At 55.7% G+C, this 25263-nt stretch carries 21 protein-coding genes and 1 riboswitch; of the genes, 16 read left to right on the forward strand and 5 right to left on the reverse strand.

The window, feature by feature from the left end; all coding sequences use genetic code 11:
- Positions 1–83: 83 nt before the first annotated feature.
- From ACN0XZ_RS11325 to ACN0XZ_RS11340, 4 genes are all read left to right on the forward strand, one after another.
- The gene (locus ACN0XZ_RS11325; protein WP_417457873.1) at positions 84–998 is read left to right on the forward strand and encodes a bile acid:sodium symporter family protein; all 915 of its coding nucleotides are present in this window, start codon (positions 84–86) and stop codon (positions 996–998) included.
- Positions 988–2757: an N-acyl-D-amino-acid deacylase family protein gene (locus ACN0XZ_RS11330; RefSeq protein WP_417457874.1), complete on the forward strand. Its 1770-nt coding sequence runs from the start codon at positions 988–990 to the stop codon at positions 2755–2757. The genes ACN0XZ_RS11325 and ACN0XZ_RS11330 overlap by 11 nt, the downstream gene beginning before the upstream one ends.
- Positions 2758–2763: 6 nt before the next feature.
- Complete coding sequence (locus ACN0XZ_RS11335; RefSeq protein ID WP_417457875.1) at positions 2764–3519, forward strand: TSUP family transporter; 756 nt, start codon at positions 2764–2766, stop codon at positions 3517–3519.
- An 83-nt stretch (positions 3520–3602) separates the two neighbouring features.
- Entirely contained in the window at positions 3603–4766 is a 1164-nt protein-coding gene (locus ACN0XZ_RS11340; protein WP_417457876.1) for a class I SAM-dependent methyltransferase, read from the forward strand.
- Between the two features lie 2 nt (positions 4767–4768).
- On the opposite strand, the gene ACN0XZ_RS11345 is transcribed toward ACN0XZ_RS11340, so the two are convergent.
- Positions 4769–5368 carry a TetR/AcrR family transcriptional regulator gene (locus tag ACN0XZ_RS11345; protein WP_417457877.1) on the reverse strand — a complete coding sequence of 200 codons (600 nt, stop codon included), beginning with the start codon at positions 5366–5368 and terminating at the stop codon, positions 4769–4771.
- Between the two features lie 120 nt (positions 5369–5488).
- Between ACN0XZ_RS11345 and ACN0XZ_RS11350 the strand changes: the two genes are divergently transcribed.
- From ACN0XZ_RS11350 to ACN0XZ_RS11385, 8 genes are read left to right on the forward strand one after another with little or no spacing between them, the layout of a single operon-like run.
- Positions 5489–6376, forward strand: a complete 888-nt coding sequence (locus ACN0XZ_RS11350) for an SDR family oxidoreductase (protein ID WP_417457878.1) — start codon at positions 5489–5491, stop codon at positions 6374–6376.
- 1 nt (position 6377) lies between these two features.
- Positions 6378–7985 carry an acyl-CoA carboxylase subunit beta gene (locus ACN0XZ_RS11355; protein ID WP_417457879.1) on the forward strand — a complete coding sequence of 536 codons (1608 nt, stop codon included), beginning with the start codon at positions 6378–6380 and terminating at the stop codon, positions 7983–7985.
- Positions 7986–8004: 19 nt separating this feature from the next.
- Entirely contained in the window at positions 8005–9153 is a 1149-nt protein-coding gene (locus tag ACN0XZ_RS11360; protein ID WP_417457880.1) for an acyl-CoA dehydrogenase family protein, read from the forward strand.
- Positions 9146–9937, forward strand: coding sequence for an enoyl-CoA hydratase/isomerase family protein (locus ACN0XZ_RS11365; RefSeq protein ID WP_417457881.1), 792 nt, complete (start codon positions 9146–9148; stop codon positions 9935–9937). The genes ACN0XZ_RS11360 and ACN0XZ_RS11365 overlap by 8 nt, the downstream gene beginning before the upstream one ends.
- Positions 9934–11943: an acetyl/propionyl/methylcrotonyl-CoA carboxylase subunit alpha gene (locus ACN0XZ_RS11370; protein ID WP_417457882.1), complete on the forward strand. Its 2010-nt coding sequence runs from the start codon at positions 9934–9936 to the stop codon at positions 11941–11943. Before ACN0XZ_RS11365 ends, ACN0XZ_RS11370 begins: the two co-directional genes overlap by 4 nt.
- Positions 11940–12809: a 3-keto-5-aminohexanoate cleavage protein gene (locus tag ACN0XZ_RS11375; RefSeq protein WP_417457883.1), complete on the forward strand. Its 870-nt coding sequence runs from the start codon at positions 11940–11942 to the stop codon at positions 12807–12809. Before ACN0XZ_RS11370 ends, ACN0XZ_RS11375 begins: the two co-directional genes overlap by 4 nt.
- A 7-nt stretch (positions 12810–12816) precedes the next feature.
- Positions 12817–13995, forward strand: coding sequence for an acyl-CoA dehydrogenase family protein (locus tag ACN0XZ_RS11380; protein WP_417457884.1), 1179 nt, complete (start codon positions 12817–12819; stop codon positions 13993–13995).
- Positions 13996–14034: 39 nt separating this feature from the next.
- Complete coding sequence (locus ACN0XZ_RS11385) at positions 14035–15708, forward strand: AMP-binding protein (RefSeq protein WP_417457885.1); 1674 nt, start codon at positions 14035–14037, stop codon at positions 15706–15708.
- Between the two features lie 41 nt (positions 15709–15749).
- On the opposite strand, the gene ACN0XZ_RS11390 is transcribed toward ACN0XZ_RS11385, so the two are convergent.
- Both ACN0XZ_RS11390 and ACN0XZ_RS11395 read right to left on the reverse strand, forming a co-directional pair.
- Positions 15750–16421 (reverse strand): alternative oxidase, encoded by a 672-nt coding sequence (locus tag ACN0XZ_RS11390; protein ID WP_417457886.1) that lies wholly within the window; start codon positions 16419–16421, stop codon positions 15750–15752.
- A gap of 153 nt (positions 16422–16574) precedes the next feature.
- Positions 16575–17663 carry an SMP-30/gluconolactonase/LRE family protein gene (locus tag ACN0XZ_RS11395; protein WP_417457887.1) on the reverse strand — a complete coding sequence of 363 codons (1089 nt, stop codon included), beginning with the start codon at positions 17661–17663 and terminating at the stop codon, positions 16575–16577.
- 202 nt (positions 17664–17865) lie between these two features.
- On the opposite strand from ACN0XZ_RS11395, the gene ACN0XZ_RS11400 reads away from it, so the two are divergent.
- Together ACN0XZ_RS11400 and ACN0XZ_RS11405 are read left to right on the forward strand one after the other, a co-directional pair.
- The gene (locus ACN0XZ_RS11400) at positions 17866–18729 is read left to right on the forward strand and encodes a thioredoxin family protein (RefSeq protein WP_417457888.1); all 864 of its coding nucleotides are present in this window, start codon (positions 17866–17868) and stop codon (positions 18727–18729) included.
- A 54-nt stretch (positions 18730–18783) separates the two neighbouring features.
- Positions 18784–19293, forward strand: a complete 510-nt coding sequence (locus ACN0XZ_RS11405; protein ID WP_417457889.1) for a fused DSP-PTPase phosphatase/NAD kinase-like protein — start codon at positions 18784–18786, stop codon at positions 19291–19293.
- A gap of 18 nt (positions 19294–19311) precedes the next feature.
- Here the strand turns inward: ACN0XZ_RS11405 and cobO are convergent, their stop codons facing one another.
- Both cobO and ACN0XZ_RS11415 read right to left on the reverse strand, forming a co-directional pair.
- Entirely contained in the window at positions 19312–19932 is a 621-nt protein-coding gene (cobO, locus tag ACN0XZ_RS11410) for a cob(I)yrinic acid a,c-diamide adenosyltransferase (protein ID WP_417457890.1), read from the reverse strand.
- A gap of 83 nt (positions 19933–20015) precedes the next feature.
- Positions 20016–21896 (reverse strand): TonB-dependent receptor plug domain-containing protein, encoded by a 1881-nt coding sequence (locus tag ACN0XZ_RS11415; RefSeq protein ID WP_417457891.1) that lies wholly within the window; start codon positions 21894–21896, stop codon positions 20016–20018.
- 134 nt (positions 21897–22030) lie between these two features.
- Positions 22031–22233, reverse strand: a riboswitch (cobalamin riboswitch).
- 133 nt (positions 22234–22366) lie between these two features.
- Between ACN0XZ_RS11415 and ACN0XZ_RS11420 the strand changes: the two genes are divergently transcribed.
- Positions 22367–23302, forward strand: coding sequence for a hypothetical protein (locus ACN0XZ_RS11420; RefSeq protein ID WP_417457892.1), 936 nt, complete (start codon positions 22367–22369; stop codon positions 23300–23302).
- A gap of 71 nt (positions 23303–23373) precedes the next feature.
- Positions 23374–25122, forward strand: coding sequence for an alpha/beta fold hydrolase (locus tag ACN0XZ_RS11425; protein ID WP_417457893.1), 1749 nt, complete (start codon positions 23374–23376; stop codon positions 25120–25122).
- The last annotated feature ends 141 nt before the right edge of the window (positions 25123–25263 follow it).

Below are 25263 nucleotides of genomic sequence, written 5' to 3' on the forward strand. Positions count from 1 at the left end.
TCAAGTAGATTTATCTAACCTCAGGGGAGAGGTGAGACGGGAAGGAGTTTGAGATTAGCACTCTCAACCAGATCAACGACGCGGTGATCACGCTGGAGCCGGGCACGCAGCTTGGGCTTGCAATCGCGCTTGCGTTTACGATGTTTTCGGTAGCGCTGGGCCTGAAAGCAGATGACTTCTCTTTCCTGCGCAACCACCCGCGCCGGGTTGCTGTTGGGTTTCTAACCCAAGTCTTAGGGCTTCCCCTTGTCACCCTTCTCGTGTTGGTGATTTTCAAACCCATCGCAGGTATCGCCCTTGGCATGCTGATTGTGGCGTGCTGCCCCGGTGGCAATGTATCGAACCTCTTCACACGGTTGAGCGGCGGCGACACAGCCTATTCGGTTACCCTCACCACATGCTCAAGCATCTTCTCAGCGGCGTTTCTACCGTTTGCCGTGCTGTTCTGGACCGGGCTTTATGCGCCCACGCGGGAGCTGGTAAACACCATTGAGCTGGACCGCGCCGCCTTTATTATCAACACCAGCATCACGCTTCTTATCCCGCTTGCGCTCGGCATCTATCTCGCGCACGCACGCCCCATATGGGCCGCAAAACTGCAACGCATTTTCCTGCCCATTGCTGTGTTGATCATTGCGGTGATTGTGGTGGTAGGCCTCGCGAGCAATATGTCCCTGCTGCGCGATTTTGGCACTGTGATTATGCCCTATGTGGTGGCGCACAACGCGCTTGCTTTTGCGCTTGGCGCAGCCGTGGGCTTTACCGCCAAGCTTGGTACAAAAACCCGCCGCGCCCTTGTTTTCGAGATCGGCATCCAGAACTCAGGCCTCGGGCTCCTCATTATGTTGAGCCAGTTTGGCGGCCTCGGTTCCGGCGCGCTTATCCTCGCCACATGGGGCATATGGCACTTTATTGGTGGCTTTACCGTGCTTGCATTTTACCGGCTCGCACGCCGCATTTCATCCCCCGTTACTCAGGAGACTACTCATGGCTTATGACCTGATCATCAAAGGTGGCACCGTATATGACGGCACCGGCACCGACGGCTTCAGCGCCGATGTTGCCATCAAGGACGGCATCATAGCAGCCATCGGCGCCATTGATGGCGAAGCCAAACGCACGATTGATGCAGCGGGCGCTATCGTCACACCCGGTTTTATTGACCTTCATACCCACTATGACGGGCAGGTCTCGTGGGACGCGGAACTGCGCCCAAGTGTCAACCACGGCGTGACCACGGCGGTGATGGGTAGCTGCGGCGTTGGTTTTGCACCGGTGCATGAGAAAGATCACACCCGCCTTGTGCGGCTGATGGAAGGCGTTGAGGACATCCCCGGCACGGCCCTAGCCGAAGGCCTGACCTGGAACTGGGAAAGTTTCAGCGACTATATGGACGCCATTGACTTCCCGCATGCGATCGACTTTGCAGCGCAAGTAGTGCACGACCCCTTGCGCGTTTACGTGATGGGGGAGCGTGCTGTCTCAGGCGAGCCTGCAACGGCAGATGACATCGCTAAAATGCGTGAGCTGACCCGTGCAGCCCTTGAGGCCGGCGCCGTTGGTTTTTCAACGGGCCGCTCAGACGTTCACCGCACCGCAGACGGGGAATGGACACCCGCGTCGGAGGCAACCAAAGAAGAACTGGTTGGCATCGCGGAAGCCTTTAAGGGCCTTGAGCACGGTGTTTTGCAGGCCGTGAATGACTTTGACCTTGAGCGTGGCGACCCAACTGCCTTCGACCGGGAGTTTGGCCTTCTGGAAGCATTCGCGGGGGCTGCAGGCGGGCGGCCATTTTCCCTCTCCCTCATGCAGCGGGATTTTGCGCCAAAACAGTGGAAGGACATCATGGCTCGCGCCGAGGCCGCCGAAGCCAAAGGCATCCCCATGCGGCTGCAAGTAGCGCCGCGCGGCATCGGTGTGGTGCTTGGCCTTCAATGCACCTTCCATCCATTTATCGGCTTCCCGAGCTACAAGAAGATCAGCCATCTGCCGCTTGACGAGCGCGTGACCATCATGCGGGACCCTGCGTTCAAAGCGCAGTTGTTATCTGAAACGTCCGAGAAGGTCGCAGGCGACGGCACGGCGATCCCGCCCCTCGCTGACGTTCTGTTGCAGCAGATTGTTTTCATCTCCTGCAAGATGTTCAAGCTGGGCGAAAATCCTGATTATGAACAGGGTGTCGAACATTCGGTTTACAAGATGGCAGAGGCTGCAGGCGTACCGCCTCTTGAGAAGATCTATGATATCCTCTTGGAGAAAGACGGGCGCGAGTTCCTCTATTTCCCGATCTATAATTATACGGACCTCAATTATGAGGCCGTGCACACCATGATGAGCCACCCGCAGGCGATCATGGGGCTTTCAGATGGCGGGGCGCACGTGGGCACGGTATGTGACGCCAGTTTCCCAACCTACCTGATCGCGCACTGGACACGAGACCGGGCGAAGGGTGCAAAAATAGAGCTCAAACGCGCCATTCAAATGCTGACCGCAGACCTTGCCGACTATATCGGCTTTAAAGACCGTGGCCGTCTGCAAGTTGGGCTCAAGGCCAACATCAATGTGATAGACCATAAGAGCTTGCGCCTGCATGCACCGCATATGGTACAAGACCTGCCTGCGGGCGGGCAACGACTGCTGCAGGAAGCCACGGGCTATATCGCCACCATTGTGGGCGGTGAAGTGGTTGTTGAGAATGACAAGCTTACCGCCGCGCGCCCCGGCAGGCTCGTTCGTCTTGGTCAAAAAGCTGCGTAAGGACATATGACCGACATCTTCGCTGATATCAGCACCTGGGCACTTGCTGGCATGGCTGGGGCCATTATGCTCGCCGCCATTCTGCGGGCTTTCACCGGCTTTGGGTTCGCGCTCGCGGCCTTGCCTGTGCTCAGCCTGTTTTTAAGCCCAACGACAGCCGCGAGTGTGATTGTGCTGCTCACGCTTGCCATCTCACTCCAGACGTTGCCGTCCTACTGGTCGGATGTGCCGCTTCGCACCATGGGCGGCATGCTTGTTCTCTCTGCCATTGGCACGCTTGGCGGCACCTACCTGTTGCTGCTTTTCAGTGCTGATGTTTTCCGCCTGCTGATCGGGCTTACGGTTATGCTGGCCTGCATCCTCCTGATGCGTTTCAAACCCGCACCACACCGGGAAGGAGGCATATATGGCCTCACCGCAGGGCTATCGTCCGGGCTTATGAACGGCGCCCTTGCCATCCCCGGTCCGCCCGTCATCATCTATGCCATGGCGGTTTATAGTGAAGCGCGCACAAGCCGCGCGTTTCTGATGGGCTTTTTCCTGCTGTCGGCCGCGCTTGCCACCTGCACCTATTCGTTTGAAGGCATTATGGGGGTCAGGGAACTATCCCTCGCGCTGGTCGCTTACCCCGCCATGCTGATAGGCGACAAAGTGGGCGCAACGCTCTTTGAGAAACACGGCACTGCCACACACCGGAAAATTGCCATACTGGCATTGTTTGCAATCGGCCTTAGCGTCGCCGCCGCATCCATTTACAAGTAGCCCGCCTACCAAGTTCAACCTTGTATGCCGGGGTGAAATGCTGTTTGCTCTCAGGCAGGCAACAGTGGGGAAAGGGACGACAGATGGCAGAATTTGATACCTGCATGATATGTGGCAGTACAGATTTTGAGGCCATGAAGTCCTCCAACTGGGTGATCACCGGCATTGGTGATGTGCCGGTACAATTCGGGGCCTGCCGGGATTGTGGTCACATATGCCAGAACCCATTGCCGGCGCTTGAGACGATTGAGGCTTTTTATACGGAGTTCTCCAACTATCTGAAGCCTGATCCAAACTGGGTACCGCCCGAAACGCCGGAAACACCAACTTCTCAGCGCCTTATCGATCTCGCCAATCATTTCAGGCCTGAAAAAGGCACCGTGTATGAGATCGGCTGCGGCTCCGGCATGCATCTTTATTATTTCCAGAAAGACGGCTGGACTGTGCAGGGGTGCGAACCTTCGCACGATGCAGGCACGCAGGCGCAGAACCTTCTCAAAAGCAAAATCGATATCGGCTTCGCACATGAGTGCCTGAACGGGTCCGTCAGATATGACGTGGTTACCCTTAGCCATGTGCTTGAACATGTGCCAGAACCCCGTGCGCTGCTTGAGTTGGCACGCGATCAGGTGGCGGATGGCGGCGTATTCATTCTCGAGGTGCCATGCGCCCGGCAACCCTCTCGGTTGTGCATAGGATGGCTCGCGCTAGAACATCTTTCCTATTTCTCGGAGGCTGTGCTCACGCGGCTACTGGAAGAAACCGGGTTTGAGGTGCTGCAGATCGTTATCGACGACCTCAACCCTAAATACCCGACCATCACAGTGGCCGCTCGCCCCTCTCAACGCGCCGGTGAAGGAAACACACCTTACTTTAACGCCTTCCCTGTGAACCGTGACATGCTGGCAAAACATATCCAGATCGATAGCCAGCATTGGACCCAGGTGAACGAGCGATTTGCCCACGTGAAGGAAGCCTACATATGGGCCGCAGGCGTCCACACCGCTCAGCTGTTTAGCGAGACCTCGATCCTCTCGACGGTGGACATCAAAGCATTGGTGGACAGTAGCCCCCTGAAGACCGGCAAGAAACAGGGCCCCTTCAGCATCCTGAGCAAAGAACAGTTTTTAAAAGCCTATAAGGGCGAGCATGTGATTATCTCATCCTACGCGTCCGAGCGGGCGATTGCGGATGCGCTTAGAAGCGAGGGTTTAGCGGAAGACAAAATCGTCCGGCTTTACACCTGAGATTATTCAGAAAGCGTGTGCAGGAAGCTGTTGCACACCTCATCTGCCAGCATATCGAGGGTCATGTCACCATCGGCGCGGTACCAGTTTCTCGTCCAGGCAAGGGCACCGCGGATAAGCTGCCGCGCGACTTTCGGCGGAGATTTGAGCAGCCCCAGCGCGTCACAGCCCTCAAGCGCTGCATCCCAGCATTTCTCATAGGACCCGTCCCTCAGCGCCAAAACCTTCTCGCGTGATACTTCATCAAGGCTGCGCCATTCGTCCACCAGCACATAGGCCGCCTGTCCATCTTCCCGGTGGATGGAATACAGCTCACAAAGCACTAGCGCTTTAAGCTGGGCCACAGGGTCCGAGATGCCCGCAACGGCCTTCTCTGCCCGCACGCCCATGTCACGAGTCGTCATCGCCATCGCGGTAAAAAGAATTTCCTGCTTATTGGCAAAGTGGTGAAAGAGACTGCCCGACAGGATGCCCGTTGCCGCAGCGATATCGCGCACGGTCGTCCGCTCAAAGCCCTTTTCATAAAATAAATCAATAGCCTTAGCCACAATCCGGGCTTTGGCCGGACTGATTACTTCCATGCTTTTGGCACTGCTTTTCACAAGGTCATCCATCCCTTGAGCTTAAACCAAACGCTTTTGATTGACAACCAAGCGCTTGCTTGTTTTTATATTAATGGGAAGAATTAAAACATTGAACACGCACAAGGGAGTGGACCGACCATGCAGGACGGCACACAGGGCTATAACTCCGTTTTCCGGCCGGGGCTTTTTGAAGGCAAACGTATCATCGTGACCGGTGGCGGAAGTGGTATTGGCCGCTGTAGTGCACACGAGCTTGCGCACCTTGGTGCTGATGTGATCATCACAGGTCGCAATGAAGACAAGCTGCAAACGGTTGCTGGAGAGATCACGGCGGACGGCGGCACCTGTACGTATAAAGCATTTGATATTCGTGACGAAGACGCCGTAAAGGCGGCGATCGCGGACCTTATGAAAGACGGCGCCCCCATTACCGGCCTCGTCAACAACGCAGGCGGCCAATATCCTTCTCCCCTTGAGGCGATTTCCACCAGGGGTTTTGAAGCGGTACTGCGCACCAATGTTGTGGGAGCGTTTAATGTCTCACGTGAGCTCGTCACACAGTCCATGAGCAAAACAGGTGGCGCCATTGTCAACATCACCGCTGATTTCTGGGGCGGCATGCCCACCATGGGGCATTCGGGCGCCGCGCGAGCAGCCTGTGACAATTTCACCAAAACGGCAGCCGTTGAGTGGGGCCGCTATGGCATTCGCACCAACTCTATTGCGCCGGGTTGGGTGGCGTCTTCAGGGTTTGATACTTATGACGACCCCGGCGTGCAGGCCATGCTGCCGCAGCTCAAAAACATGGTACCGCTTGGCCGTATCGCGACAGAGGCCGAGATTGCCTCTGCCATCATTTTCCTTTTGTCAGACGGCGCGAATTTCATCTCCGGCGCGAGCCTCCGCGTAGACGGTGGCGGTAGCCTCTTTAGCCCCCTCTTCCCGCCACAAGGCGCGAAAAACAGCGAAAGTTATCAGGGCTTTCATCGCTACACCCCGCCAAAAGCCTTGAGGGCGGGTGACTGACATGCCGGTCATTGAAAGCAAGATAGACACGGCTTCAGAAAGCTTCAAAAACAATGCGCTGGCGATGCAGGCACAGCTTGATGAGATTAACGCCATTGAAGCGCTCAAGTCTGCCGCGCAGGAGAAAGCCCGCCCCTTGTTTGACAAGCGCGGCAAACTCCTGCCCAAGGAACGGCTAGCGCTCCTCCTTGATAAAGGCGCGCCGTTTCTGGAGCTTTCGGCCCTCTCCGGTTACCTGATGTATGACGACAAAGATGGCTCCGGCGCCGGTGGTTCCATTGCGGGCATCGGGTATGTAAGCGGCAAGCGCTGCATGGTGATTGTATCAAACAGCGCGGTTAAGGGCGGCACCGTCACCCCCGCCGGGCTCAACAAATCCCTCCGCCTTCAGGATATCGCGCTAGAAAACAAGCTGCCCATCGTCGGGCTGATGGAAGGCGGCGGCGCCAACCTCCAGCATGTATCCGACATGTTTGTGGAAGGTGCACGCAGCTTCGCCAATCAGGCGCGCCTGTCGGCCGCAGGTATCCCGCAAATCACGGTTGTGCATGGTAGCTCAACCGCGGGCGGTGCCTATCAGCCCGGCCTTTCCGACTATGTTGTGATGGTGCGAGGCCGCTCGAAAGTGTTTCTAGCAGGCCCACCGCTCCTGAAGGCTGCAACAGGTGAGATTGCCAATGATGAAGAGCTTGGCGGCGCGGAGCTACACGCCGAAGTGACCGGCACCGCCGAATATTTAGCGGAAGATGACGCAGACGGTATCCGCTACGCCCGCGACATCATGGCCCGGCTGCCATGGCAGGCACCAACATCTGCGTCGTCTGCATACGATGAGCCAGTGCATGCCGCTGACGAGCTCATCGGCGTTGTCCCGGCTGATGCCAAAACCCCCTATGATGTGAGGGAGGTGATCGCCCGCCTGGTAGACGCTTCGGACTTCCTTGATTTCAAGAACGACTATGACCTACAGACAGTGTGCGGGCATGCCTCAGTAGCAGGGCAAACCATTGGCATCATCGGAAACAACGGCCCGATCACCCCAAAAGGCGCGACCAAAGCCGCGCATTTTGTGCAGCTTTGCGACCAAGCGGGTGTGCCGATCCTGTTCCTCCACAACACCACCGGTTTTATGGTGGGTAAAGACGCGGAAGCGGGCGGCGTGGTCAAGCACGGCTCCAAGCTTATTCAGGCCGTCACCAACGCGCGGGTGCCACGTATCTCCATCCATATCGGTGGCAGTTATGGTGCTGGCAACTATGCCATGTGCGGGCGCGGGGTTGACCCACGTTTTGTCTTCTCGTGGCCGAATGTGAAAACCGCCGTTATGGGCGGTGCGCAAGCAGGCATGGTGCTCAAGATCGTGGGGCTTGAAAAAGCCAAACGTATGGGCGTTGAGGCGGACGTTGCCCAGCTTGAGAAACTTGAGGCCGCAACCGCAAGCCAGATGGACGCTTGTTCAACCGCGCTCTATGGCAGCGCGCGACTGTGGGACGACGGCATTATCGACCCGCGCGATACCCGCAAGCTTCTGACCTACATTCTCGACATCTGCCGGGACGCAGACAACCGCGTCCTCAGGACCAACACATTCGGCGTCGCACGCTTCTAGAAAACATGGGGGAAGACACATGATTTTTACAACGGAACATAATGAACTGAGGCGCACCGTCGCCCGTTTTGTGGAAGAAGAAATCAACCCGCATGTGGACGCGTGGGAGGAAGCAGGCATTTTCCCTGCCCACGAGCTTTTCAAGAAAATGGGAGACCTTGGCCTCTTGGGCATCTCGAAACCCGAGGAATATGGCGGACTAGGGCTTGATTACTCTTATGAGATGGTGCTGGCGGAAGAGCTGGGCGGCATCAACTGTGGCGGTGTGCCCATGGGTATCAGTGTGCAGACCAACATGGCGACCCCTGCCCTCGCACGTTTTGGCTCAGATGAGCTGAAGCGCGAGTTTCTTGCCCCGGCAATCGCGGGCGACATGGTGTGCTCAATCGCAGTATCAGAGCCTCACGCAGGCTCAGACGTGGCGGCCATCTCGACCACAGCCGTTAAGGACGGCGACGACTATGTGATCAACGGCACCAAGATGTGGATCACCAATTCCACTCAGGCAGACTTCCTGTGCCTCCTCGCCAACACAGGCGATGCGCCGGCACATAAGAACAAGTCCCTGATCGTGGTTCCCACCAAAAGCAAAGGTGTTTCCTTCTCAGAGAAGCTCAACAAACTTGGTATGCGCTCAAGCGATACCGCACAAATTTTCCTTGATGATGTGCGGGTGCCACAGCGCCATTTGATCGGACGCGAGGGTGACGGCTTCCGCATGCAGATGATGCAGTTTCAGGAAGAACGTTTGTGTGCCGCCATGCTTGGCCCCAAGGGCATGACGAACACCATTCAGGCAACCATCGATTATGCACGTGACCGCAAGATTTTTGGCGGCAGTGTGCTTGATAACCAAGTGGTGCAATATCGCCTCGCCGAACTTCAGACGGAAGTGGAGGCCCTCCGTGCCCTGATCTGGCACGCGACGGAAGCCTATGTGAACGGCGAAGATGTCACCAAGCTCGCCACCATGGCAAAGCTGAAAGCGGGAAAACTGGCACGCGAAGTGCCTGACGCGTGCCTGCAGTATTGGGGCGGCATGGGCTTTATGTGGGATAACCCGGTCTCCCGCTCGTATCGGGACGGCAGGCTCACCAGCATCGGCGGCGGCTCGGACGAGACAATGCTGCGCATCCTCACCCGCATGATGGGCATGGGCAATGGCTGAAGATACCATCCTGACGGCACGGTCGGGCAGCGTACTGACCGTCACGCTCAACCGGCCGCATGCAAAAAACGCCATGAACTTCGCCATGGTCGATGCACTGATTGAAGCCTTTGATACCGCCGCACAGGACGACAGCGTTCGTGTGCTTGTACTAAAGGGTGCGGACGGCGTGTTCTGTGCAGGCGGTGATTTGAAGGACATGGGCAGCAGCGGGCAAAACCCTAGCGATGTGGCCGCTGGTAATCGCCGCTTTGGCCAACTGCTTGAGGTCGCGCAGGCGTTCCCAAAAATCCTCGTCACCGTATGTGAAAAAGCCGCCATGGGCGGCGGGTTTGGCCTTGTCTGCGTATCAGATATTGCGATCGCTGAAAGCGGCTGCCGCTTTGGCATGCCGGAGGTCACGCTTGGTATATTACCGGCCCAGATCGCACCTTTTGTGCTGGCCCGCATTGGCCTCACGGAAACCCGGCGTCTCGCGCTCACAGGCCATATCCTTGATGGTGACAGCGCAAAAGACCTTGGCATCGTGCATTATAGCGCGCTGGGAGCTGCGGCGGTTGAAGCACGACTGGATATTGTTTTGAAACAATGCCTGAAAGCAGCGCCGGGGGCTGTAAAAGCCACAAAAGAACTACTCATGGCCTCTGCCCAAGTGGTGACATCCGAAACGCTTGATGCTGCGGCGCAGATATTTGCCGAGACTCTTCTCGGTGCTGAGGGTGTTGAAGGCACCCGTGCTTTCCGCGAAAAACGCCCCCCAGTGTGGACGGAGGGGCGCGCGTGAGCATCAACCCCATCAAACGCCTATTAATCGCCAACCGTGGCGAGATTGCCGTGCGCATCATCCGCGCGGCGCAGAAACTAGGCATTGAAACCGTCGCCGTTTATTCAGAAACAGACGCGAACGCACAGCATGTCAAACTGGCGGACATAGCGGTTTGTATAGGCCCAGCTCCCGCCCAACAGTCTTATCTGTCGATCGAAAATGTCCTGAACGCGATGAGCGCGTCAGGCGCGAATGCTGTGCACCCAGGGTATGGCTTCCTTTCCGAGAACGCTGACTTCGCCAGCGCGATTGCGGATGCTGGCTATATCTTTGTGGGGCCGAGCGCAGAGGTGATCCGCAAGATGGGCGACAAGCGTGCCGCGCGCCATATCGCGGCAGACGCGGGCGTACCCGTTGTGCCCGGATATGATGGTGACGATACAGACGACGCCATATTGCTTGAACATGCGAACCGGATTGGCACACCGCTGATGATCAAGGCAACAGCCGGTGGTGGCGGGCGCGGCCTCAGGCGCATTGACGAGATGAACGAATTTCATGAAGCGCTTATGAGTGCGAGACGTGAGGCAGGTGCGGCCTTCGGAAACAGTGCGGTGATGCTGGAGCGAATGATTGAGAGTGCACGCCACGTTGAGGTGCAAATTCTGGCAGATAATCACGGCAATGTTTTGCATCTTTTCGAGCGGGACTGCTCGGCTCAGCGCCGCCACCAGAAGGTCATTGAAGAAGCGCCCTGCAGCACAATCAGCGAGCAGACACGACAGGGCCTTCTGGATGCGGCAGTCAGCCTGGCCAAATCTGTCGGCTATACAGGCGCAGGGACCGTTGAATTTCTGGTTGATGAAGCTGGCGCATTCTATTTCCTTGAGATGAACACCCGCTTGCAAGTTGAACACCCGGTCACTGAAATGATCACGGGCATTGATCTCGTAGAGGCACAACTCACTGTCGCGGAAGGGAAAAAACTGCCGTTTCGTCAAAGTGATATTGCCATCACCGGGCACGCGGTTGAAGCTCGCCTCTATGCGGAAGACCCAAGCGATGGTTTCCTGCCGCAGACCGGCACCCTTGGAATTTTTGACCTTGGAGAGACCGCCACAGGTGAGGCGAAAGTGTGCGCGAATGCGCGGCGCGACTGTGGCGTAGTTGAGGGTGATATAGTTTCACCCTTTTACGATCCGATGCTCGCGAAACTGATCGCCTTTGGTGACACCCGCGAGAGTGCGGTTGACCGCCTGAGCGCGCTTATTCGCGAGAGCTGCATCGCAGGGGTGACCACCAACAAGGCGTATCTGAACCAGATATTATGCTCGGAAGAATTCAGGTCCGGCAAAACCCGCACCCACAGCCTTGATAGTGCTGAGCCCGGACCCAAAATGCCCGCGCGCACCCAAGCCATGCTGGCGGCAGCCCTTCTTGAGGCTGATGCGCTGAAGACGTGCCCAATGCCATCCCTCGCGGCATGGCGGACAAATGCGGACGCTCATGACCGTTTTATCCTGGAGGCCCAAGGGCAGCGGTATACCGTTGATGTGTTGCCCGAACGAACAGCAAACGGTTGGGATATTACCGTTGCCTTGGATGATGAAACCAAACAAACGGTTTGTATTGAGGGAAATACCTATCGATTGGTTGGTAAAAAACAGCGTTTTGCTCACTACCGCCACCATACCCATCACTGTTTTGATATCGGTGACCATCACATCGCTGTGCAGGACGTCACGCATGCGGCAGCCACAACTAATAACAAGGACGGCAATGGCCTCCTGAAAGCCCCGATGGACGGACAGGTCGTCGCTATCGCCGTCGAGAACGGTGCGGTAGTGAAAGCAGGTGATCTGGTCTGCGTAATCGAAGCGATGAAAATGGAACACCACATCCGCGCAGACATCAGCGGCACCATATCCGGCATTGAGATCAAAGTTGGGGATCAGGTCAAAAGCCGGGCGCCCATAGGTATCATCACATCCGACACCTCCACTTCAGCGAAAGAAAGCTCATGACAGACAAAGTGATCCTGACCTGTGCGCTCACAGGCGTACTAACAGACCCAAAGGCCCACAATGTGCCTGTCACCCCGGAAGAGATGGCCAGAGAAGCCAAAGCAGCCTATGACGCAGGCGCCACCATCATGCACTGCCACTACCGGCAGCAGGGCGACGGCAAGGGCCACCTTCCAAGCTGGGATGGCGCCCTCGCCCACGAGATTAATGAGGCAATCCGCGACGCATGCCCTGATGTGGTTATCAACATGACCACCGGTGTTGTGGGGAGGGACCAGCAAGAGGTGCTGGAATATCTCACGCACTGCAAGCCTGAGATGGCAGCAATGAACGCGGGCACCCTTAATTACCTTAAAACCCGGCGCGACGGCAGTTGGGCCTGGCCGCCCATGACCTTCCAGAACCCGGTAGACAAGGTGGAGGAAATGCTCGCCCTGATGAAAGAGCATAACATCGTGCCAGAGTTTGAGTGTTTCGACATTGGCATTTTGCGCTCGGTCGGTCTCTATATCCACAACGGTATGGTCGACCACGCAGAGGTGAACTTCGTGATGGGCGTTGCTTCCGGCATGCCGTGTGATGCTGACCTCCTGCCCCTCCTCGTAAAATACAAGCCGGAAGGCAGCCCGTGGCAGGCCACACTGATTGGGCGCACGGATGTGTGGCCCGTGCATCAGCGGGTGGCTGAACTGGGCGGCAACCTGCGCACAGGCCTTGAAGACTGCTTCTACCTGCCAAATGGCGACAAGGCCCGCTCAAACGGGGAGATGATCGCCGCTCTTGCCAAATGCGCAGAAAACGCCGGGCGCAGTATATCCTCGCCTGAGGAGACGCAAGCCACCATCAAGGCACAAGGTTGGAGGTAAAAGCAGCATGCGTATCGACCTCAAATCCTTCGGTTTTTCTGATGATCACCAGGCTATCTATGACAGCGCCTGGAAATATGCGGAAAAAGAATTGCACCCGCTTCTAGCCCGCATGGATGATGAAGACTGGTTTCCTGATGCGCAGTACCGCGCGATGGCTGATGCGGGCATGCTGGGCACCACCATCCCCGAGGAGCTTGGCGGTGCAGGGCTTGATTTCATCTCACAAGCGCTGGTTTCTGAGGCTTTTTCTTATTGGAACCATTGCCTGTCCGCCAGTTGGGGTTCAAGCGAAAACCTGTGCATCAACAACATCGTCCGTAATGCAAATGATGCGCAGAAAGCAAAATATCTGCCTCGTTTTCTAAAGGGTGCCATTGGTGCCCTTGGCCTTACGGAGCCGGGCGCGGGCTCCGATGCCCTTGGCTCCATGGCAACGACTGCTGTGCGGGACGGAGATCATTATGTGCTGAACGGGCGCAAGATGTTTATCACAAACGGGCCAGTGGCCGACATCCTGCTCGTATACGCCAAAACCAACCCGAGCGCTGGCGCGCACGGCATCTCTGCTTTCATTGTGGAAAAAGAGTTCCCTGGTTTTTCCGTCGCGCAGAAACTTGACAAGATGGGCTGGCGCGGCAGCCCGACAGGTGAGCTTGTGTTCGAGGACTGCCGGGTCCCGGCGGAAAACCTTGTGGGCGTTGAAAACGGCGGCGTCGCGGTTGTGATGAGCGGGCTGAATATTGAGCGCGTGCTCTTGTGTGTTTCCACCATCGGTGTCGCGCAGCGCGCGCTTGATCTCTCTGTCGCTTACGCAAAAGAACGCCAGCAGTTCGGCAAACCCATTGCCCAGTTTCAGCTGGTGCAGGGTCTCTTGGCTGACATGTATACTGACGTGGAAACCATGCGCGCCACCAGCTACCAGCTTTTGAAGGAGGTGAACGACCTTGAGCGTGGCGGCGGCGGGCGTGGCCCTGTGCACATGCGCACCGCAATGACCGCCCTTCACACAGGTCGCGCGTTGATGCGGGTGCTGGACAGCGCTGTGCAAATTCATGGCGGCATGGGTTTCATGCGCGAAACCGAGGTGAACCGCCTGTACCGCAGCGGAAAGGTGATTGAGATCGGCGCGGGCACCAATCAGGTCCGGCAGTCGATCATCGCGCAGGAAATGCTTAGAGGGTAATGCCAGAACAAACACGTTAAACACGACGGGGGAACGGGTATGACACATCAAAAAATCGCATCAGGACATGTGCTCAACAACCTTGCGCATTGGCGGAAGGTTCAGCCCGATGTTCCCTGGCTGGTTGACATGGAAGGCGGCCAACCCGGGCTAACGTTCAGCTGGGCTGAAGGCGCGGCGATAGTTGACCAAGCTTCGCGCGCAATTAAAGCGCAGCTCAAGGTGGCGGGAAAAAAGGCAGCGATCCTGTCGCGCAACCGGGCGCACTGGATACTCGCGGACCTATCCATCCTTAGTGCAGGCATGACCGCTGTGCCGGTGTTCACCACCATGCGGCCAGACACCTTCAACTACGTGCTGGATTTTGCGGGTGTTGAGCTTCTCTTTCTGGGAGAAAGTGCCAACTGGAGTGAGGTGAAGCACCATCTGCCCACAGGCATTACAATCGTAACCCTGCCCGGTGTTGACGCAGCGGAAGGTGATATAACGTGGGATGAATTTTTACGCTTGGGTATTGAGGGGCCCGCCCCGTCCGTCAATGACGAAGCCGTGGCCACAATCATCTTCACCTCCGGCACTACAGGCAAACCCAAGGGGGTGATGCACAGCCTGCGCACGCTGGAACGCGCGACCGATGGCCTTGTGGAAGAAACGGAATCGACCCCCAGTTGGCGCTTCTTCTCCTACCTGCCGCTTGCCCATCTCGCAGAACGGTTGGTGATCGAGCTGCACTCCATCCGTGTTGGTGGCACCATCCATTTCAATGAAGGGCTGGAGAGCTTTGGCGCTGATCTCCAGTATGCCAAGCCGGACTATTTTTTTGGCGTTCCCCGCATTTGGGAAAAAATGGTGCAAGCCGTGCTGGCTGGCGCTGGTGGTGACGCGGCCGCGCTTAAAGCCGCCCTCACCGGTCCAAACGCTTCGATGGTTGCCGCAGGCGTGCGGGAGAAGCTGGGCCTCGCCAGCGTGAAATCCATGCTTTCCACCACAGCACCCGTGCCGCCTGCCATCAAAGAATGGTTTGACCTCTTTGGCCTGAGCCTGCTTGACGGCTACGGCCAGACGGAGATTTTGCCGATCACCACAACATCAGGGCACGAACCGCGAAAAGGCAGCGTTGGCAAAGCGACAAGCGGGGTTGAGCTTAAGCTCACGGAAGAAGGCGAGCTTATTGTGCGCGGGCCGGGACGCAGCCTCGGCTACTATAACGCGCCAGACAAAAACGCTGAGACATTTCAGGGCGACTGGGTTCACACAGGTGACCGCGCCTTCATTGACGAAGACGGTTATGTTTTCCTGCGTGGGCGCGTGAAAGAAACCTTCAAAACCGCAAAAGGGAAATATGTGGCCCCAGGGCCAATGGAGACCGAGTTTCAACAATCGGAGTATGTTGAGCAAACCTGCATCATCGGCCATGGCTTGCCGCAGCCTGTGGTGTTGATCGTCCCATCAGAAACCGCCCGCGCACTTGATCAAGAAGCGCTGGAAAGCAAGCTGATGGCGCTTACAGCTTACATTAACGACACGGCCGAAAAACACGCGCGCATTGGCGCCATCATCATATGCCGCGAACCCTGGACGATTGAAAACGCAATCCTGACGCACACCATGAAGGTAAGGCGCAGCCACGTGCTTGACCGGTTTGAGGCTCAGATAAACGAGGTGGCAAAAAGGATTACCGGCTCACACGTTGAGTTGGTGTACGCAGACTAAGGGCAGCGGCTAACTCGCTGCCCCTGCCCTCAGCCCTGAACTTAAGTCGTGTGCCCGACCGGCTGTTTGCCGCGTGCGAGCGCATTGGCAAAGTCATGGTTCCGGTCTCGGTGCCCTGCCTCATCGGCGCGTACAGCCTTTACCACATCCGCGAGCCTCGCGGTTGCAGGCAGATGCCAATATTCAATGGCGATCTGGGGCGCGGGGACATTCTCGTGCCGGCCAGCCTCAATCTCTGCCAGATACTGGCTATAGCTCGTGACCGCCTCCTCCTCAAAATAGCCAACCACACGATGCGCCGTTTTGGGTGCGAGCAGATAGAGGAAAAAATAGCAGTTATAAAACACAAGCTGCACAATCATGATAAGCGCACGCTCAAGAAAACTGGGCTGCGCAATCTCGATAAAAGTCATCAGGTGCATGCGTTCATTTTCCGCTTCCTCAAGAAGCTCACGAATAAACCCTTCATCATCACGAATTTGACGCAGGCATTTGAGGTGCTGCAGCAAGCCGCCCACCATGCCGGGCACGGCAGCCACCGTCTCGAGCACCACAGCCCTGTGGCCATACCGCTTGGCGAAAAACGTATCCGCAAAAAACCTCAGGAATTTTACGAATGTAAAAGCCAGGCGGTCACTGAGGTTCTGAACCTCGTGATGTACGCCGGTAACGGGCGTTTTGTTTGTCGTGCCTTTTTCTGCATTCGCCTTCATCGCATGCCTCCATGTTTGCGTTGCCGCAGGAAGACCTACTCAGAACAATTGGTTTATATCCAAGCGGCCCTATAGATATAATACGCAAATAAGCCGAAAATATTGCGACACCCTGCCGCGCGTCAAAGCGCGCAGGTATGGACTACGCTTGGGTTACGGGCCTTCTTTGGGGCCACAATCGAGGATCAGCGGGTCAAACACACCGCCGATGAGGAAACGGTTGCCCGCGGGCGCCGCAACGCTTGAGCCCGATAGCGGCTCCCCATCGTTCAGGTAAATTTCTTCCATCTCAAACGCCTCACCATCAAAAGTGAGCCTCAGCACTTGCGATGGGGAGCGGTTGGCACCGTCTTTTGCGTGGCCGGGGAACTTGAGCGCGACGGCATGGGCCCCAATCCAGATGCTGCCGTCTTCGCCCCACTCAATATTATCAAGGGTCGTGCCTGTATCCATTTCAGCCTTCAGGCTCAAGGTGCCATCATCTGCCCGGTCATAAGCCAAGATGCGGCTGCCGGTTGTCTCAGCCACCAGCACGGTGCGGCCATCACCGCTTACCTGAATACCATTTGGATAAACCAAATCACCCATTATGCGTGTGGCAGTGAACTCATTGCCGCGTGCAATGCCCCCACGCGCAAGGCGACCAAAAGTCTCCAGCGTTTTGCCAAGCTGCGTTTTACTGCCTTTGTCTATGGTCGCGTAAAAGCTATCGGACCCGTCAGCGGCAACATCATTGAGGCTGAAACCTTCATCTGGTTTTACTGAGCGAATGTGGCGCAGGCGATCATCCAAAACCTCAAACACTTCCACTTGTGATCCAGCATTATCCATTGTGACATCGCCCTCAGTCTTGTTCGGGTGGTTCACAACAAACAAACGGTCCGGCCCACCGTTCGGGTTTTTCCAAAGGGATATACCGTGCGGATGTAGTGGCATTTCCATGTCATGCGCGATCTCAAGCGGAGCAGCCATACTGCCTGGGCGGTAGCGGTATATACCGCCTTCAGACTCGCCCGTTCGCATCCATTCCCGTCGGTCGTGGGACGAGATATAGGCAAACCCTGAAGTATGATCGACCGTGATGTCTTCCGCGCCGACAACCCCGTGAACGGCTGTGCATGTACCCTCGAAATGAGGGTCAATTGTCTTGAACGCACCGCCATCTATCACGGTATCCAGCACAAATAGTGCTGCCGCCCCGACCAGAACGCCAGTGCCAATCAATAGTGGTTTCTTGTTCATCACGTGTTTCCCCCGCGCATGATTCTTCCCCATATGCTTTTTATAACTGTGGCGCATTCGCCCTATAATTCAACCAAAACACTTAGAAATGGCGTCAAATACACTTAAGTGTTGCTGAAATCGCTAACAGGCGGCAAAACAGCGATTATTGCTGGTATAGCTATAGAAAATACGTTTAAAAAGCGCTGGTTCAGGGAGGGTTATGACAGAGCGTCAGCAAATTTCGCTGCTTGTGGTTTTGTGGCTGGTAGTGGGAGCCGTGGCAATTCAGGTTGCTATTGCGCCTTCGCCGACCTTTAGCCTGTGGCGCGAGATATCTGGTGTTTTTGAACGCGGCAATGAAAAGCTCTTTGCCGCAGCAGATGCTGAACAACCTTTCCACCCCTCTGATAACGCTATGGCGGATGTTGACCGCACCCTCGCTTCCGCCAAGGCAAACAACAAGCTTGCGCTTATCGTTCTGGGCGCCAACTGGTGCCATGACAGCATGGGGCTCGTTGAGCATTTCAACACATCTGAAATGCAACAGGTGCTGAGCGATAAATACGAACTGCTTCTGGTGGATGTCGGCTATCTTGAATACGGTGGCGATATTGTTCAGCGCTTTGGTCATCCCATTATATACGGCACACCCACTGTGCTTGTCATCGACCCCGAGACGGAACAGCAGGTGAATGAAAAGAGCATGCATCAGTGGCGCGCCGCCGCAAGCATCAGCCTCGATGACACTGTTAGCCATTTTGCGGACCTAATGGTCGCGCCGCCTCAACAATCGTCGCCCGCGTCACCACAACTCCAGAAAGCCTTCGCTGACATCGATGCCTTTGAGAATGAACAGGCGGCCCGGATTGCCACGGCGTACGAACACCTAAGCCCACTGATCGCACTAGACCGCAAGGACCGCCCCGCCAATTTTTATGAGCTTTGGGAACAGGTACGGGTCATGCGCTATAAAATTACCGAAGACCTCACCACTTTGCGTGCAATTGCCCGCAGGCAGGCGGCGCTGAATGCGCCCGAAATTATTCTAGAATATCCAAGCTATCCAAAATTTGATTGGGAATAGTGTGCGGCCTCTAATAGGCTGAGACCACATGCCAGCAGTGGAACGGAGACCTCAATGAAATGGCTTCTTGTTATCTGTGCCGTACTATTCACGGCTAATGCCTCACTCGCACAGCAAAGCCTGCCGCCGCTTGAGGTTCCCAATGTCAGGCAGCCCGCCCCCAATCTTATCACCGGTGGTCATCCCACCCGTTCGGACCTGGAAGCCTTAAAGGACGCCGGGATCACCACGCTTATAAATCTGCAAGGGCTTGAAGAAAGCAGCCTGGACGAGGCTGCAATCGCCGATGAGCTCGGCTTGCGGTACATTGCACTTCCCGTCACCAGCCGAAACGACCTGACCTTTGAGAACGCAGAAAAGCTGGACGCGGCCCTCAAACTTGCGGAAGGGCCGACCTTTTTGCACTGTGCATCCGGAAACCGGGTCGGTGCTCTTATGGCGCTCCGTGCCTTTCACGTGCAGAAAATGAGCCCATCTGAAGCCATGAAGGTCGGCGCAGAAGCTGGGTTGACGAGCCTCACATCGACGGTTGACGAGTTGATCAGCAACGCCCGTGAGGACTAGCGGTCGGGCCGCGAGCTATCAGTAATCAATGCCCTGCTTTGCTTTGATGCCGCTTTCAAAGGGGTGACGAACAGCCTTGATTTCGGAGACAAGATCAGCCGCTGCCATCAATGCCTCCGGCGCGTTCCGCCCCGTTACCATCACGGAGGTGCGGTTGGACCGCGCCTCGATGCCTGCTATCACTGCCGCAACATCGAGATAACCATACCTGAGCACGATGTTAAGCTCATCCAGCAGGATGAAGTCATACTGCCCGCTTTCCATCATTTCTCGGCTCTGTGCCCAGGCTTTCTCAGCCGATGCGATATCTTTATCCCGGTCCTGCGTGTCCCACGTGAAACCGTCCCCCATCACATGCATGTCCACAAGGTCAGGGTATCGGTTGAAAAACTCTTTCTCCCCGGTTTTCCATGCCCCTTTCACAAACTGCACGATACCAACCCTGTGCCCCCAACCAAGCGCACGGATAACTGTACCAAAACCAGCTGTTGACTTGCCTTTGCCGTCACCGGTGTTGACCATCAGAAGGCCGCGATCTGCCTGCTTTTTCTCGCGCATTTTGGTGCGGTGTTCTTCTTGCTGGCGTTTCATGGCTTCGTTGTGCGCAGCGGCTGTTTCATCTTCTGGGGTACTGGGCATATATCTCTCACAAACAGATTTAAGCCGGGCTTCATTGAGAAACCCGGCTCTAGATCATAACAGTCCTTCAGCTAGCAAAGCTCTTAAAACCGTGTACGGACACCACCAAACACGGAAAGCCCTGGCGTGCCGTAGCCCAGCACCTGCTGATAGCTTTCATCAAACAGGTTATCAACGCGGCCGTAAAGCTCAACACTCTCGTTCAGTTTATAAGCTGCGCGCACGTCAACCCGTGCCCACGACGGCGCATAGGCTCCGCTGCTGTCCAGTTCCCTGCCGTTATAGGTCAGCGAGATGAGACCAGAGAGTTTATCCGTCGGCGCCCAGTTGATTGCCGCATATGCCTGATCTTTTGGGCGACGCACCAGAACCGTATCCGTATCACGGTCTTTCGCTGAGGTATGGGTGTAGTTCGCGTTCACAGAAAGGCTATCCGTCAAGTTTGCGTCTACCGTCAACTCAATGCCTTTAGCGCGCGCGCGGGAAACATTCTGATACCCACCAGTAAAGGTGAAGATAATCAGGTCTTCCGTGCGTTGATCAAAATAGGTTGCGCCGAGGGTTAGCTTGTCATCCAAGACGGTTTGACGAACACCCATTTCCCATGCGTTCGCGCGCTCAGGCTGCAGGTTGGGGTTCGGGTCAAAACCACAGCAGGAATAGGTGAGCTGGAAGATTGTCGGCGCTTTGAAGCCCTCGCCCCAGTTAGCGATGATCTGTGTACCCGTCTCCTCGAAGAGGTAAGACATGGACACCTCCGCATTGGTAGTACCGCCGAAAGTTTCATGGTCGTCGTAGCGTACACCGCCGGTGAGGCTCAGGCCTTTTACGCCCTCGTAAGACAGCGAGGCAAAGATGCTATCGGTGCTGATGGCTTCATTCGACTGAGTTTCCGCTTTCACTGCCTCGTGCTGCAAACCGGTTGTGAACAGCAGATCATCAGAGAGCGCCAACGCACCCAGATAGTCAAAATTTACACGTTCGCCTTTGGCGCCGTAGCTTTCTACGCCGCCGGTAAAGCTGGTGCGCTCAATCTCGGAATACTCAAGCGATACGGTATTCTTAATAACGCCGTCCCATAGGTCGAAAAATCCGCGTGCCGCGAGGGAAACCTCCTCGCTTTTGCTGAGGTCATCCGTATCGCCAAGCGCATAGGCACCACTCACAAAAGCAAAACCGTCATACTCACTTTCGCTATCGCTATAGTTTGCCATCAGTTCAAGGCGCGCGGCTTCTGAAAACTTGGCCGAGACCTTGCCGCGCAAGGTGAGGTTTTCATACCCGTCACGCTCGCTGTTGCCGTCCGCGCTATCTGCGGCTGAAATACCGTCCGTGTCACGGTAGCTGGCGCTCAGGCTATAGCCGATGCGCTCGGTGCCACCACTGACCGCGCCACCTGCCCGAAAGCTGTTGTAGGAGCCATATTCCGCGAAAGCATTACCGCTCAAACCTTCAGTGCCTGACTTGGTGATGATATTGATCACACCGCCCATAGCGTCAGAGCCATAAAACACAGCCTGCGGCCCTCGTAGCACTTCGATACGCTCAATGCCGTTCGGGTCAAGGTTGGCAAAGTCAAACGCACCACCGGTCACGGAAGGGTCATTGACCTGCACACCGTCGACCAGCACCACGGTCTGGTCCGTGCTGGCACCGCGGATGCTCACGAAGGCTGTACCACCGAAGGAGCCGTTCTGGTTGATAGCCACACCCGGCACACTTTGAAGCGCATCGAGCACGAAGGTATACTGGCTCGCTTCAAGTGCAGCTTCACCAATCACACTGATGCTTTTGCCAACATTCGTAATAGGCTGCGCGCGGCGGTTGGCGGTTATCACAACCTCTTCAACATCAGCGGCCGCATCAAGCGCAACGTCTTGCGCATAGACACTGGCGGTAAAACCGATGCTGGAAAGGGCTGTTGAGGCTACAAGAGCCACTTTGAAAGATAGGGAATTAGACACGTTTCAAACTCCAATAAGCGACCATAAGGTCAGATTTACTGCTGGAGTTTGCCTGAAGGTATCTGACAAGCTCCGTACACAGCGTTGAGCTTGTCGCCTGTACGGAGTTCCGCTCTCACCGGTTAACCCGACCGCGAGATGGGCGACACGACGGCAGGTCTCCTGGCTTATGGATCGAGGCTTCCATCTATCCTTCCCGGCTTAACGCCAGTGGATATCGTCAGATGGTCGCTCCCCACATACAGTTGCGGGCACAGCTGTGGATTTACGCGAACGCTTACCACATTCCCTCTTAGCCCCCGGCGATGCCGGGGAAACCGTCTGGTTGTGCTGATAATCCAAAGACCGGTCGATGGCAAGACATACTCACCCAAACCGCAAAACACGGTTTAGCCCAAATGGGTCATGCCCCGCGCCACACGCTGGCGTAGCGTGACACCATGAGGAACCGAAATGTATGGGGAAATGTCATGAATTCACGTATCGCCACCTATAGCGCAGGAGCTGCACTTTTTGCGCTCGCGCTCGCGCAGGCACCCGAAGCTGCCAACGCCAAGTCTTTTAAAGCGAAGTACTACAAAGAATGTTATGCGGGCGTTGCGGATGTCGCTCCGCTTGTGACACCAAAGGAAAGCTTGTCTAAAAAAGCCAGCAAACTTGGTGGGCTGTTTGGGTCTGTCGGCAGTTTCGCAGGTATTGGTGGCGCGGGCGGCAGCATGGTGAAAGCTGCAGATACCGTCAACAAGGTCAATAAATACAGTAAGATTATTGACGACGTTGGCGGTTTCACGAGCCAAATGCGCACAGATCATCCCGACCCGAATGACCGTTTTGCGGCCTACGGCGATCACATGAGCAGCGAAGCACATGACCTTGCGCAAGTAGCAAGTGCGGTTAGTGCGTCCCAAAGGTGTTACGAGCAGGCTTATGACGAGCTCGCGCGCGGCGTCAACGCAAACGAGATCAAAAAAAGCAAAGCAAAAAAATACCTGAAGGAAATTCAAAAAGGCACACAGGCCTCCGGCGATGTACTTCTGCTTGCAGCCTCACGCCTCAATCAGAACCTGCAGTCTTATGATCAGGCGCTGGCAAGCGAAAAGCCTTATATGGCAAACGGTATGCACACTATGGCTGCTCAAGGTGCGCTTCAAAACGTGGCTTACTCGAATAAACTACCCGTAAGCGCATCCGTAGGTGCGGCTCACTTCGGCACCCTATCAGGCCTTGCTGGCTTCGCTACGGCTAAGGCAGAGAGTGCCAGCCAGACAGATACAAATGCAAATGACTATGCAGGCCTTCAAGCACTGGCTTCCTCCAGTCAAAAATATCTTGAGCTCAACGAGGAAGTTCGGGAAACTGCAGAAAAACAACGTCTTCTAGAACTGAAAGTCAACAGGGGCCTTTAGAAGCCCCTGCCCCACACGATCACCAGTTCGTTCAGAGTAGAAACAGAGACCAATAGCTGATCGGGCATAAGATGCACACGGAAGATGGACCTGCAGACGCGCGTTATAACGAAGCCGCTATCGTCATGGCTTTTTATAACTTTGCGTCCGAACCTGAAAACTGGGACCAGATATTAGACATTGTCGGCAAAGCTGACGAGAAGGCACTTGATATTCTGCAGGGCCATATCGAGCAGGCTGCGGAGTTGAGCCAAAAAATATTCAACGGCTTTCAAGATAACGAGCTTCACGACACCGATTACGGAATCCTTGAGGTTGATGCGCACAGTGTTATTTGCGCTTCCAACCGCACGGCGCGGACCCTCCTCTATAACATCCTGGCCTCCCTCCAGAATGAAGACGATCTCAGTTTCAACTCTGAAGACCATCAGCAAATCTATCTCGATGCACGGGCGCGCCTCGACAAGAGTAACGCAAAATCGACACTGATGAGATTTGAGCTTATTAAGGAGAAAACAACACTCCTTGGCGTATTAATGAGCAATCCGGGTGGCGCGTCAAACGGCACAGACGATGCGTCAGAACCCTCCATGGCTAAATCACCCAGGCGACGCTATCGCCTTGTATTTTCCCCCATATCTATCGCGACAGATAACAGTAAAATCTTGCGCACAGAGCTGGGGCTAACGCACTCCGAAGCAAGGCTTGCCATGCAACTTGGAGCTGGCGCCACTGTTGCCGATGCAGCGGAAGAGTTGAACATCAGCGTTCACACGGCCCGCAACCAGCTTAAGTCCATATACAGTAAAACAGGCATCAACCGTCAGTCTGAGCTTATCAAGCTGCTGATCGAACTAGGGCTTCTGAGTAGAATACTGATTGACCAGCGCGACATATGGGCTGCGCCGGGAACCAAGCCTGATGCCATCGCCCACGTACCCCGCAAATATTATCTGCTCCCGGACGGCCGCAAGCTATCTTACCGGTTCTATGGCAAAACTGACGGGCATCCGGTTCTGGCTTTTCACTCGGGTCTTGATTCAATCGTGCCGCTGGTCTCCCAGGTCGATAGCGCGGCGGCAAATGGCCTCGGTTTATATGTGATAGAAAGGCCTGGCTTCGGCATGTCGGATGCGTCAACACCCTACAGCTTCGAAAGCGTCGCGGCCGATATCGCAGATTTCGTCAAAGGCAAGGGCTTCATATCCGTTTCGATGCTCGCTGAGGCATCAGGCACTGCCTTCGCCCTTCAAAGTGCCCTGACACTCAACGGCATGGTCCGGTCTGTTGCCCTCACGGCAGCTGTCCACTTCATGCCCAAAACACCAAAAGAGAGAAATTCAAACTTCTTTCGTTACTTCTATCACACCCTGAACCAGAGCCCGTGGATGCTGCGCGGTTTCTGGCGCATTTTCCGAAACGGCTTCAATTATAGGGTTGGCCGTAGCCTTATAACGGAATTTTACCCGCCTGGGTCCAGCGACCGAGCGTTCACGGAAAATCCTCTTATTGAGGAACAGTTTATCCAAAAAACACGTGCTAGCCTTGTGCGCACCAGCGAAGGTGTCAGCACAGAAATGATTTTCCGGGCTGGCCGTCCGCCTGTCGATATCAGCGCGCTCGACTGCCCAATTCTCGTTTGGCACGGAATGGAAGACTCACATGTCAGCAAAGATGAAATCCAAGCCTATATAGAGACAGCCCCACAGCCCCACTTCAGGTTTCAGGACAACATAGGCCACACGGTCATGCATCAGTGCTGGCCAGAAATTATGGAAGATATTGGCAACTTCAGCAGAAGCCCTGCCAGCCACAGCTAGCTAAACAAGCTCCATCAACCTTGCCGTTGCCCCGGCAAGGTTCCCAAGCGCCCTCAAGTTCAATCCCGTCTTGAGGGCGCTCCCTTTAGCCTGATAACTTCAGGCACAGGCGCTATTTTGCTTTTGACTTTTTCGTCGCTG

The organism is Kordiimonas sp. (assembly GCF_048264555.1).
Lineage (GTDB): Bacteria > Pseudomonadota > Alphaproteobacteria > Sphingomonadales > Kordiimonadaceae > Kordiimonas.